Consider the following 11710-nt stretch of genomic DNA (forward strand, 5'->3'; position numbering starts at 1 on the left):
TTACTACCGGAGATCGGGCTCGACCGTCTAGGTCGGCCGGCGGAGCGAGTAGTCGCTCCCGCGGCCCCCGAAAGCAACTTTCGCAAAGCCATTTCAAGAGTAATTTCAAGATGATCTGGATCGTCCGGCAAAGAGCTCCGCTCGATCCCAAGGGCCTCGAGCGGTTCCATCGAGCGCTTGTGAAGACGCCGACGCGCACTCCCCGGCACCGTCCTGACGTGCCTGGATTACGTTTCGCCTCTCGCGGCGCCTTGCGTTTCGCGGCGCCACGCGCCTGGGCTGACACCGACCACGGCCGAGAAAACTCGCGTGAAATGGCTTTGATTAGCAAACCCGGCCGATAGCGCGATCTCCGCCAGCGGCAACTCGCGGACCGTCATCAACTGCTTGGCCGCCTTCAGTCGCTGCTGGAGCAACCACTGGTGCGGCGGCAGACCGGTCGAGATCCGAAACGCGCGCGAAAAATGACTGACCGAGAGATCGAATTCAGCCGCGATTTGTTGCAAGGAAAGCTTTCCGCCCAGATCGGAGTCCAGCCTTTCGCAGGCTCGTTTCACTTGCCATGGTGCAAGACCGCCGCTCGCCGATTTGGTGATGCGCTGCAGGCCGCCATAGGCCCGCGCAATGTGCGCGGTGAACGCGAGCATCATGTGATCGACGAAGAGCTGATTGGTTTCTTCCTGACGATGCAGCGCCGCCAGGAGCGACGCACCCAGATGGCCGACGACCGGATCATCATGACCGATACCGGGCTGATAGGTGAGTTCTCCGATGCGCGGCGCCCCAGCCTGTTTGGCCATGTCGTCCAGCGCGGAGCGTGGCAGATAGAAGAAGGTGGAGTGGAACGGCTTGTCGATCACGAAGCGAGGATCGCGCTTGAGATCATAAAGATACGTCGCGCCGGCGCGGACATCCGTCTTGATGACGCACCTGCCCCGTTCCCAACATTCGCAGTCGGGGTAGTCGCGAAGCTTGAGACTGACGAGGTAGGCATCCTCGGAGGGAAAGGGGCCCGAAAGATCGCACACCGGATCATCATTCCGGGTTTCGGTGACCGCGAGTTCGGCGCTGCGCAGCGAGCGCGTGATCAGAGAAGGCGCCTCCTTCAGAAACAAGGGTCGCCCGAGCCTCTGTCCGTAGACGCCCGTCTGCATCATCTGTTGCACTTATCAGTGAAATTCGGCTCGGCGGCCCATTGCTGCGCCCGCGCGAGGTTCGCACTGCATTGTCGGGCCTCGGCAAGCGACCGTCCAGACCTAAAGGTAAGCAAGTAGCGGCGTCGACCTCGGCTCGACCAAACCCCGACCATAAATTTTCTAAGCAATTACAATGTGTTATCGTCTTTCCCGGGTCCCCGCTCCGCCAGCCCTGATCGGTCCATCGTGCATTTGTGAACATTGGGAGTGGCCCGTTTCGATGGCCGATTTCGGACCCGTCCAGCGCCCGCAGCGACTTTGAGCAGGAATAGGCAAAGCCCAGCGGGTTTAGGAAAGCCTCCGTAGTTCTCCGCGCCTAGAACGCGCAGCGAAAGTTCGCGGCGCTCACGCGCAATCAAGGGCAGCCAGGAAGCCTCCGCTTCGCACCAGCCCGCTAGTTACGCCGAGCAGCGCGAGTCTTGGTCCCCAACGCGAGCACACGCCATGAGCAACTCAATCTCGCACGATCCATTGCAGGCTTTGCTGTCTGCACCCGGCGCCCACCAGAGCGACATGTCAGCCACTGACCGGCGTCCCGCCGATATGGAAATGGCGCGCGTCCTCAAAACCGCGCCGCTCCGTATGGCGTCTGACCCATCCAATGGCGCAATCGCCCATTGGAAGCATGGCGCCTTGCACGATGTGGTCCAGCCGATGGCTGACCACGTCATCATGACCTATCCCACGGGGATGCAGCGACTGGAGCGGCGCACCGGGAAATCAGTTGCCATTGGTACTGCGCGTTCCGGCGTGGTGACGATCATCCCGGCCGGCTCAAGCGCACGATGGGACATCCCCGGAGTGGTTGACGTGGTGCAGCTCTATCTGCCGCACACGACACTGGAGCGGATTGCAGGTGAAGCGGACCAAGCGAGCGCCGGCACTCTCCTGGAGCGAACCGCTCATTCCGACATCATCACGTCCCGTCTGCTTATGAGTGCGGCGGATGCCATGGAGGAGAACGCGGCGCTCGACGCCTTGTTCAGGCACCAGCTCACAGAGCTCTTGGCCACGCGCCTGCTCGCTGCGCACGTGGACGCACCAACCACTTTCCAACCGGTCACAGGCGGCCTGTCACCAACCGTCCTGCGTCGCGCCATCGAGCGCTTGCGCTCCGATATTGATGCGGACGTGTCGCTATCGGCGCTCGCCGCGGACGCGGGCTTGTCGCGTTTCCATTTCTGCCGATCCTTCAAGGAGAGCACCGGTCTTTCACCTCACGCCTGGCTGCGTCAGCACCGGCTCGAACAGGCGATGAACATGCTGCGAGGGACCGAAGCATCGATCGCCATGGTAGCGGCGGAGCTTGGTTATGCCTCTCAGGCCGCCTTCGCGGCAGCGTTCAGGCGACTGACCGGAGAAACGCCGAGCGATTGGCGGCGGCGCATGCGGTAGTGGCAATCGCTCTACAAGGGCCGCAATCGCTCTGGCGCAATTGAAGCTCACTTCCACTAAATCATCAACCTACCAACACTCAAGAGATGGAGACGAATGATGACCTCGAAGACCTTCGTCAGCCTCTTTTCAATCGCACCGCGCCGCCGGCTCATTGCAAGCACAATCGTTTACGGACTGTCGTTGGCGGTCCGCTTCACCTCCGCAACGGGAGAGGAAGTGGAAATTCCAACGCAGTCGCTGCAGAGAATAAACTCTGGGATGACCTTCATGGCCAACGACGACGCGCAGCTTCCCTACGTCAACTGGGGAGGTCCGAATGCCGCCGAGCCGATTCTCTTCCGCCGACGCTGGCCGCTGCGAGCCGCGTCGATGCCGAGCTGCGCCTCCCCTTAGACCTAACATTCTCGTTTTCACGTTTTCGCGCCATCGACCACGAAACCGCAACAGGAGCGGCGGCGATAACGCGCCTATGCTCGAACATCAACCAGAGGAGTAGACCACATGCGACTAGTCATCATCGGCGCCGGCTTCGCCGGCATGTACGCCGCACTTTCCGCCGCTCGCCTGCGCGACATTCAGGGCGCTTCGCCCGAAGACCTCGAGATTGCGCTGGTTGCACCGGAGCCGACGCTGGTCGTTCGCCCGCGGCTCTATGAACACAAGCCGGAGACCCTGACAGCGCCTCTCCAGGACGTCCTCAAGGCCATCGACGTTGTCTACGTGCAGGGCAGCGCCGAGACGATCGACACCCGATCGCGCGCAGTGGATATCGAGGCGGGCGACGGCACGAAGAAGCGCCTCTCCTACGATCGACTTGTCTTGGCCACCGGCAGTCGACTGTTCCGTCCGAACATTCCCGGTCTCGCCGAACACGCCTTCAGCGTCGACAAGCTCGATGACGCGATTGCGCTCGATCGGCATCTACACAATCTCGTTCGCCGGCCGGCCAGGAACGGACGCGACACTGTCGTCGTTGCCGGCGGTGGCTTCACCGGGATCGAGGTAGCTACGGAGATTCCTGCGCGGCTTCGCGCGATCCTCGGCAAGGACGCAAAGCCACGCGTCGTCATCGTCGACCGCAACCGTGCGATTGCTCCTGATATGGGGTCCGGGCCCCGTCCCGTTATCGAGGATGCACTGCGCAAGCTCGGCGTGGAGACCCGGCTCGGGGCCGGCGTCGAGGCACTCGACAAGTCCGGCATCACGCTTTCCACCGGCGAACACATCGACGCCGAGACCGTGATCTGGGCCGCGGGTATGCGGGCTGCACCATCGACCACGCAAATCCCCGCCGAGCGTGACAACCTGGGTCGGCTGCTTGTCGACCGGGACTTGCGCGTGCCGGGAGTCGCCGGCGTCTTTGCCACCGGCGATGCCGCCAAGGCAGCATGCGACGATCTTGGCAATTACGCCTTGATGTCCTGCCAGCACGCTACGCGGATGGGCGCCTTCGCCGGCCACAATGCGGCCGCCGAGCTCTTGGGCGTTCCGACCAAGTCCTATCACCAAAAGGCCTATGCCACCTGTCTCGATCTCGGCGAAGCCGGTGCAATCTTCACGCGCGGCTGGGATCGAAAGCTCGAGCTCGTCGGCGACGAGGCGAAGAGGACCAAGCAGCAGATCAACACGGTGTGGATCTATCCGCCGCGGGCCGAGCGTGCCGCCGCGCTCGCCTCGGCCGACCCGGAGCGCGTTGGCGAAGTGTAGATGCTGCACATCTACGGGCCGCGCCAGAAACGCGTCAGCGCGGCCCGATCACCTTCCTTCATTTGGAGCCGACCAAGATGAAACACGAGTCCGTGCGCGCGACAGCGTTCGCCATGCCGCTGACAAATCCGGCCTTTCCACCGGGCCCCTACCGCTTCATCAACCGTGAGTACTTCATCATCCAGTACCGGACGGATCCCGAGGCGCTGCGCCGGATCGTGCCGGCACCGCTCGAGCTGACTGAACCGGTGGTGAACTACGAGTTCATCCGCATGCCGGACTCGACCGGCTTCGGCGACTACACCGAAAGCGGCCAGGTCATCCCGGTCTCCTACCAGGGGCAGGCCGGCAGCTTTACCCATCAGATGTTTCTCAACGATCATCCGCCAATCGCGGGCGGCCGCGAGCTGTGGGGCTTTCCCAAGAAGCTGGCGCAACCGAAGCTCGCGGTCGAAATCGATACGCTGGTCGGCACCCTGAACTACGGCTCGGTTCGCATTGCGACGGGTACCATGGGTTACAAGCATCGCGCCCTCGACATCGAGGTCGAGGCAAGGAAGCTCACCGCACCCAACTTCCTGCTCAAGATCATCCCGCACGTCGACGGCTCGGCACGCATCTGCGAGCTGGTCCGCTACCATCTCGAAGATATCACCGTAAAGGGCGCATGGACCGGGCCGGTTGCGCTGGACCTGTACTCGCATGCCCTGGCTCCGGTCGCCGAGCTGCCCGTCCTTCAGGTGATCTCGGCGAAACACCTGGTTGCCGATCTGACCCTCGGCCTCGGCACCGTGGTCCACGACTACCTGTCGCCGGGCGCGGCCGCGCAACGACGCGGATCGAGGTCCGAAGTCCTCATCGAAGCGAACGCCGGTTGATCGAACGGCCACAACATCGGGAGTTTGGAAAATGCTGAAGGTCATGCGCGAGCAAATCAGTCCTGTGCCGGAGCAATCCAGGCCGTTGCCCTACGACGTCGTCGCGCTGGTGCTGCAGGGCGGCGGGGCTCTGGGAGCCTATCAGGCTGGTGTCTATGAGGGCCTGCACGAGGCCGGGATCCGGCCGAACTGGCTGGCCGGCATTTCGATCGGGGCGCTCAACGCCGCCATCATCGCCGGCTCGCCCGAAGCCGAGCGGGTCGAACGGCTGCGCGAGTTTTGGGAAACCATCTGTGCAGCCCCGGCGGGATGGCCCGCCGGCGAAGGGCTCGCTGATGCCTTGCCGTTCGCGTTCGATCTTCGGTCGCTACACAACACGTTTGCCGCGATGCGAGCCTTGTTCCAAGGGCAGCCCGGCTTCTTCAAGCCTCGCTTCCCGTCGCCATTTTTGTCGCCCTTCTCGGGCGATTCGGCGACCAGCTTCTACGACACCGCGCCACTGCAGCGAACGCTTGAAAGACTCGTCGATTTCGACCGGTTGAACTCGGGCGAGGTGCGCGTCAGCGTCGGCGCGGTCAACGTCCGTACCGGTAACCTGACCTACTTTGACACGACCGAACGCAGACTGGGGCCGAAGCATTTCATGGCGTCCGGCGCTTTGCCGCCGGGCTTCCCTGCCGTCGAGATCGACGGAGAACACTATTGGGATGGGGGCGTCGTCTGGAACACCCCGCTTTCACGCGTGCTCTCCAGCGAGCCGCGCGACACGCTGACCTTCCAGGTCGATCTCTGGTCGGCCAAGGGTCGCGTTCCCCATGACATGATGGAGGTGTCGAGCCGGCAGAAGGACATCCAATATTCGAGCCGCACACGCGCCATCACGGACCAGGCGCTACGCATGCAGAAGATGCGTCAGGCATTGCAGCGGACGATCCAGGAGTTGCCCGAAAGAGCAAGGCAGGACCCGGAAATCCGCGCCATCGCGGACATGGCCCGCCACCGCTCCTACAACATCGTCCACCTGATCTATCAATCCAAGATCTACGAGGGCCAGTCAAAGGACTACGAGTTCGGGCTGAGCGCAATGCGCGCGCATTGGCAGAGTGGACTGGACGACATCCGCCGCACGCTCGCCGACCCTGGTCGCCTGGACCCGCCGGATCCCGATCTCGGCATCGTCACGCATGACGTCCATCGCCGCGATTGAGATTTGATCGCCCCCTGCAGACCCCGGAGCAAGCCATGTCAACGCTGTCCTATGCCCCTGAAGAGAACGCCAAGACCTATCTGTCTCCATCGCGACAGGCGATCCGGCGCGCGGCGCTGGCGTTCGCCACAGCCCTCGGCGTCGCTGGAGCCGCCGCCTTCAGCCACTACTACCTCACCACCGGCCGCTACCTGGAGACGACTGATGATGCCTATGTCAAAGCGGACTCCACCATCATCGCTCCGAAGGTCTCGGGCTACATTGCCGAGGTGCAGGTCAAAGACAACGAACCGGTGAAGGCCGGTCAGCTCCTGGCGCGGATTGACGACCGCGACTTCAAGGCCGCGCTGAACCAGGCCAAGGCCGACGTAGCGGCCTCCGAGGCCGCGGTAACCAACCTCAACGCCCAGATCGAGCTGCAGCGGCCTCTCATTCAGCAGCAAGCGGCCGAAGTCGATGCGACCGAAGCAACTCTGAAGTTCGCACAGCAGGAGCGCGCCCGCTACGACGATCTCATGAGATCGGGCTCGGGAACGATTCAACGGGCCCAGCAGACCGACGCGGCGTTGCGCTCCCAGATCGCGCAGCTTCAACAGGGCAAAGCGGGATTGCTCGCCGCGAACAAGAAGATCGAGGTTCTCTCCACCCAGCGCGCTCAGGCAGCCGCACAGCTCGACCGCGCCCGCGCCGTCGAACAGCAGGCTGCCTTGAACCTCTCTTACACGCGGATTACGGCGCCGGTCGACGGCACCGTCGGCGCGCGATCGCTCCGCGTCGGCCAGTATGTGCAGGCCGGAACGCAGCTGATGGCGGTCGTACCGCTCGACCAGGTCTATGTGGTCGCCAATTTCAAGGAGACCCAGCTCACTAACGTGCGTAACGGCCAGCCCGTCGAGCTGCGGATCGACAGCTTCCACGCGGCCAGGCTGAAAGGTCATGTTGACAGCCTAGCGCCGGCGAGCGGCCTCGAGTTTGCACTGCTGCCGCCGGACAACGCCACCGGCAATTTCACCAAGATCGTACAGCGCGTGCCCGTGAAGATCGTGCTCGACGACCAGCACCTCAACGGCCTCCTGCGTCCCGGAATGTCGGCGGAGCCGACCGTCAACACCAAGTCGGAAGCCGTCGCCGAGCGTGACGCCAAGAAGAGGCTTGCCGCTCGTCGGGCCGAACCCCGCACCTGAGCAACATTTCCCTCCCCGGTCGCGAGGAGACCGCCATGACGATACTTCAATCTACCCTTGATGCCGTTCCCGCCGGTCAGAGCCATTTGCGCGTTGCGGCTCCTGCCGTCTCAGCAAAGACGTGGCTCGCGGTGATCGGGGCCACCCTGGGCGCCTTCATGGCGGTGCTAAACATCCAGATCGTCAACGCCTCGCTTGCCGACATCCAGGGCGGGATCGGCGCAGGCATCGATGATGGCGGCTGGATTTCGACCTCCTATCTGGTTGCCGAGATCGTGGTGATCCCCCTGAGCGGCTGGCTGGCGCAGGTGTTCTCGGTCCGCACCTATCTCCTCACCAACGCCTTCCTGTTCCTGGTGTTCTCGGCGGCGTGCGCGCTCGCGCAGAACCTGCCTCAGATGATCGTGCTGCGCGCGGTGCAGGGCTTCACCGGCGGCGTGCTGATCCCCATGGCATTCACACTCATTATAACGCTTCTGCCGAAGGCGAAGCAGCCGATCGGGCTCGCGATGTTCGCGATCTCCGCGACGTTCGCGCCGGCGATCGGCCCGACCATCGGCGGCTATCTCACCGAGAACTTCGGCTGGGAGTACGTGTTCTATGTCAACATCGCACCCGGCGCTGTCATGATCACCATGCTGTTCTTCTCGCTGGAAGCGGCGCCCATGAAGCTGTCGCAGCTCGCGCAAGGCGACTGGGCCGGCATCGTCACCATGGCGATCGGGCTCGCCGCACTCCAGACTGTTTTGGAAGAAGGCAACAAGGATGACTGGTTCGGCTCCCCCTTCATCGTTCGGCTGGCCATCGTCGCCGCGGTTTCGTTGACGCTGTTCCTCGCCATCGAACTAGCCGCAAGAACGCCGCTGCTCAACTTGCGAATTCTGTTCCGTCGCAATTTTGGTTTCGGCGTGCTCGCGAACTTTTTGCTCGGCGTATCGCTATATGGCTCCGTCTATATCCTGCCGGTCTACCTATCCCGCATCCAAGGCTACAACTCCGAGCAGATCGGCCTGGTGCTGGCATGGACCGGCCTGCCGCAGCTCGTCCTGATCCCGCTGGTACCTCGCCTGATGCAGCGGTTGGATCCGCGCCTCGTGATCGGCATCGGCTTTGTGCTGTTTGGTGGCTCTAATTTTCTAAACATCTACATGACCAACGATTATGCGGCCGATCAGCTTTTCTGGCCGAACGTGATCCGCGCGCTTGGTCAAGCCCTCGTCTTTGCGCCGCTCTCGGCGGTCGCCACCAGTGGAATTGAGCAGGAGAACGCCGGATCGGCATCGGCCCTGTTCAACATGATGCGCAATCTCGGCGGCGCGATCGGAATTGCTGCGCTGCAGACGCTGCTGACGAAGCGCGAGCAGTACCATTCCAACGTCCTGATGCAGTCGGTATCGATGTTCGAGCAGGCCACACGCACTCGCCTCGACCAGCTCACCCAATATTTCATGAGCCATGGCGTGATCGATCGCCTCGATGCCCTCCACCACGCCTATGTCGCGATTGGCAAGATCATCCAGAAGCAGGCCTTCATCCTCGGCTTCAGCGACACCTTCTATCTGCTCGGCATCTCGCAGATCGTCGCCCTGGCCGCAGCGCTCATGCTGACGAAACCGGACCGTCTCGACGCCGGCGGCGCACACTAGTCATCGTCAACCCAAGAGGAGAACGACCATGAAGCCCCGTTTGAACTTCTTCCAAGCTGCACCTGAGAGCATCAAGGCACTTGCCGATGTGGAGAACCAGATCCAGTCGTCCGGGCTCGAGCAATCCCTGATTGAGTTGGTCAGGACCCGGGCCTCGCAGATCAATGGCTGCGCCTTCTGCATCAACATGCACACGCAGGATGCGCGCAAGCGCGGCGAAACCGAGCAGCGGCTCCATCTCCTGAACGCCTGGCGCGAAGCGCCGCTCTACACCGATCGCGAACGTGCGGGGCTGGCCTGGACCGAGACGGTGACGCTCATCTCCGAGACCCACGCGCCCGATGACGCTTATGACGAGCTTCGCAAGCACTTCTCCGAAGCCGAGGCGGTGAACCTGACGATGCTGATCGGAACCATCAACGCGTGGAACAGGCTCGCAATCGCCTTCCGCGCCGTCCCGCCGGTCAAGGCCAAGGCAGCCACGGCCGCCTGATTGCTTGTCACAAACCTAGAAGGGAAGCCCCATGTTGAAGGGAAAAGTAGCAATCGTCACCGGGTCGACCAGCGGCATCGGACTCGGCATCGCAAAAGAGCTGGCAAGGCTCGGCGCCGACCTAGTGCTGAACGGCTTTGGCGACGCCGGCGAGATCGAGACGATTCGCAGTGGCATCGAACGTGAACACGGCCACCGCGTTGCATACGACGGCGCCGATATGTCAAAGTCAGATGCCGTCCGCGGGTCAATTGCCGCGACGGTCGAGAAATTCGGACGTCTGGACATCTTGGTGAACAACGCGGGTATCCAGTTCACAGCTCCTGTAGAGGAGTTTCCAATTGCCAAGTGGAACGCGATCCTCGAGATCAATCTGTCGGCTGCGTTCCACGCGATTGCCGCTGCGCTGCCTCGGATGAAAGAGCAGCATTGGGGCCGGATCGTCAACATCGCATCGACCCACGGCCTCGTCGCCTCAACTCATAAGGCCGCTTACGTCGCCGCCAAGCACGGTTTGGTCGGTCTGACAAAGGTGGTCGGCCTGGAGACCGCCGGCAGTGGCGTCACTTGCAACGCGGTCTGTCCGGGTTGGGTGAGGACCCCTTTGGTCGAAAAGCAGATCAGCGACATCGCTGCGCAAAGAGGCAAAAATCAGAAGGAAGCCGCTAAGGAGCTTCTGGCTGAGAAACAGCCGTCTCTGGATTTTGTCTCTCCCTCGCAGCTTGGCGGCACCGTGGCCTTCCTCTGTTCGCCAGCGGCAGACCAGATCACCGGCACGACAATCTCGGTCGATGGCGGCTGGACAGCGCAGTAACGAAGCAAGCACCGCGGGCGCTGCCCGCCGCTTCAACAGAGAACATGGAGGTCTCATCATGGGTGCACAGCAGAAAGTCGCTATCATCACCGGCGCGTCGCAGGGTATCGGCGAAGCCCTGGTCGGGGCGTATCGGGATCGCAATTTTTGCGTTGTCGCGAACTCCCGCTCGATTAGGCCGTCCTCTGATCCCGATATCCTGGCGATTGCCGGCGACATCAGGGATTCAGAGACCGCAGAACGCATTGTGTCACAGGCGCTTGAGCGCTTCGGCCGCGTAGACACCCTCGTCAACAACGTCGGCATTTTCATCGCCAAGCCATTCACCGAATATACGGACGAAGATTATGCCAGCATGCTGGGCATCAATCTCGATGGTTTCTTTCATATTACCCGGCGCGCAGCCAGGGCAATGCTGAAGCGGGGGTCCGGACATATCGTCCAGATCACGACCAGCCTCGATGAGCATGCGGTCAGTAGCGTGCCGTCGGCGCTGGCCGCCCTCACTAAGGGCGGTTTGAACGCGGCAACCAAATCGCTCGCGATCGAATATGCGAGCAAGGGAATCCGCGTTAACGCCGTGGCGCCGGGCGCGATCAAGACGCCGATGCATGAACCCCACATGTACGACTTCCTGGCCAAATTGCATCCGGTCGGGCGGATGGGAGAGGTGCGCGATGTCATCGATGCGGTGCTGTACCTCGAAGGCGCCGCCTTCACCACTGGCGAGATCCTGCACGTCGACGGCGGACAGAGTGCCGGACATTAGGTCGGGCGCAGTGCATCGCGGCGATCCCGACGGGGTTGGGCTTGAACCAAGTCAAGGGCAGTGCGCGGCGAAACTGCTGCAGTCTCCCGTCGTCGCCGGGTCGTTTGCGATCCGGTCAACACTGTTTGGGCGTGGCTGTAGCCTGATCGTCGCGAGAGGTTCTAGCGAGCACGAGCTCATGCGGCACGTCAGCTGTCGCACAGATGATCGACGTCCGAACTTGAGACGCAAACTACGGGATGTTGTCCACAGCATCCTAGAGTGCTGGCGGGTCGGTGTTCATAACAACCGTTTGAAAAGTCCGCTTCTCAAACGGTTTCTCTCGCTAAGGTCTTGATTTGTTTGGTGGGCGCACCAGGGCTCGAACCTGGGACCCGCTGATTAAGAGTCAGCTGCTCTACCAACTGAGCTATGCGCC

11 protein-coding genes are annotated in these 11710 nt (G+C 62.2%); 10 read left to right on the top strand and 1 reads right to left on the bottom strand.

The window, feature by feature from the left end; all coding sequences use genetic code 11:
* Nucleotides 1–227: 227 nt before the first annotated feature.
* On the bottom strand, nt 228–1157 hold the full coding sequence (locus AC0L2O_RS12335) for a helix-turn-helix domain-containing protein (RefSeq protein WP_473369895.1): 930 nt from the start codon (nt 1155–1157) through the stop codon (nt 228–230).
* A 483-nt stretch (nt 1158–1640) separates the two neighbouring features.
* Here AC0L2O_RS12335 and AC0L2O_RS12340 point away from each other — a divergent pair, with 483 nt between their 5' ends.
* From AC0L2O_RS12340 to AC0L2O_RS12385, 10 genes are all read left to right on the top strand, one after another.
* Complete coding sequence (locus AC0L2O_RS12340) at nt 1641–2591, top strand: helix-turn-helix domain-containing protein (RefSeq protein ID WP_473369896.1); 951 nt, start codon at nt 1641–1643, stop codon at nt 2589–2591.
* 99 nt (nt 2592–2690) lie between these two features.
* Nucleotides 2691–2987, top strand: a complete 297-nt coding sequence (locus AC0L2O_RS12345) for a hypothetical protein (RefSeq protein WP_409192639.1) — start codon at nt 2691–2693, stop codon at nt 2985–2987.
* Between the two features lie 108 nt (nt 2988–3095).
* Nucleotides 3096–4301: an NAD(P)/FAD-dependent oxidoreductase gene (locus tag AC0L2O_RS12350; RefSeq protein WP_473369897.1), complete on the top strand. Its 1206-nt coding sequence runs from the start codon at nt 3096–3098 to the stop codon at nt 4299–4301.
* Between the two features lie 77 nt (nt 4302–4378).
* The gene (locus AC0L2O_RS12355) at nt 4379–5179 is read left to right on the top strand and encodes an acetoacetate decarboxylase (protein WP_409192638.1); all 801 of its coding nucleotides are present in this window, start codon (nt 4379–4381) and stop codon (nt 5177–5179) included.
* Nucleotides 5180–5210: 31 nt separating this feature from the next.
* On the top strand, nt 5211–6386 hold the full coding sequence (locus AC0L2O_RS12360; RefSeq protein WP_409192637.1) for a DUF3734 domain-containing protein: 1176 nt from the start codon (nt 5211–5213) through the stop codon (nt 6384–6386).
* A gap of 35 nt (nt 6387–6421) precedes the next feature.
* Nucleotides 6422–7570 carry an HlyD family secretion protein gene (locus tag AC0L2O_RS12365; RefSeq protein ID WP_473369898.1) on the top strand — a complete coding sequence of 383 codons (1149 nt, stop codon included), beginning with the start codon at nt 6422–6424 and terminating at the stop codon, nt 7568–7570.
* A 35-nt stretch (nt 7571–7605) separates the two neighbouring features.
* The gene (locus AC0L2O_RS12370) at nt 7606–9216 is read left to right on the top strand and encodes an MDR family MFS transporter (RefSeq protein ID WP_473369899.1); all 1611 of its coding nucleotides are present in this window, start codon (nt 7606–7608) and stop codon (nt 9214–9216) included.
* A 28-nt stretch (nt 9217–9244) separates the two neighbouring features.
* Entirely contained in the window at nt 9245–9709 is a 465-nt protein-coding gene (locus AC0L2O_RS12375; protein ID WP_409192634.1) for a carboxymuconolactone decarboxylase family protein, read from the top strand.
* Nucleotides 9710–9740: 31 nt separating this feature from the next.
* A complete protein-coding gene (locus AC0L2O_RS12380) occupies nt 9741–10523 on the top strand; it encodes a 3-hydroxybutyrate dehydrogenase (protein ID WP_473369900.1) in 783 nt (260 codons plus the stop codon).
* 58 nt (nt 10524–10581) lie between these two features.
* Entirely contained in the window at nt 10582–11292 is a 711-nt protein-coding gene (locus AC0L2O_RS12385; protein ID WP_369722133.1) for an SDR family NAD(P)-dependent oxidoreductase, read from the top strand.
* Nucleotides 11293–11710: the final 418 nt, after the last annotated feature.

The organism is Bradyrhizobium sp. Kon10 (genome assembly GCF_055807395.1).

Bases quoted from the DNA above. Each gene is read 5' to 3' on its own strand.
- AC0L2O_RS12335 (WP_473369895.1), bottom strand. From the start codon at position 1,157: ATGATGCAGACGGGCGTCTACGGACAGAGGCTCGGGCGACCCTTGTTT.
- AC0L2O_RS12340 (WP_473369896.1), top strand. From the start codon at position 1,641: ATGAGCAACTCAATCTCGCACGATCCATTGCAGGCTTTGCTGTCTGCA.
- AC0L2O_RS12345 (WP_409192639.1), top strand. From the start codon at position 2,691: ATGACCTCGAAGACCTTCGTCAGCCTCTTTTCAATCGCACCGCGCCGC.
- AC0L2O_RS12350 (WP_473369897.1), top strand. From the start codon at position 3,096: ATGCGACTAGTCATCATCGGCGCCGGCTTCGCCGGCATGTACGCCGCA.
- AC0L2O_RS12355 (WP_409192638.1), top strand. From the start codon at position 4,379: ATGAAACACGAGTCCGTGCGCGCGACAGCGTTCGCCATGCCGCTGACA.
- AC0L2O_RS12360 (WP_409192637.1), top strand. From the start codon at position 5,211: ATGCTGAAGGTCATGCGCGAGCAAATCAGTCCTGTGCCGGAGCAATCC.
- AC0L2O_RS12365 (WP_473369898.1), top strand. From the start codon at position 6,422: ATGTCAACGCTGTCCTATGCCCCTGAAGAGAACGCCAAGACCTATCTG.
- AC0L2O_RS12370 (WP_473369899.1), top strand. From the start codon at position 7,606: ATGACGATACTTCAATCTACCCTTGATGCCGTTCCCGCCGGTCAGAGC.
- AC0L2O_RS12375 (WP_409192634.1), top strand. From the start codon at position 9,245: ATGAAGCCCCGTTTGAACTTCTTCCAAGCTGCACCTGAGAGCATCAAG.
- AC0L2O_RS12380 (WP_473369900.1), top strand. From the start codon at position 9,741: ATGTTGAAGGGAAAAGTAGCAATCGTCACCGGGTCGACCAGCGGCATC.
- AC0L2O_RS12385 (WP_369722133.1), top strand. From the start codon at position 10,582: ATGGGTGCACAGCAGAAAGTCGCTATCATCACCGGCGCGTCGCAGGGT.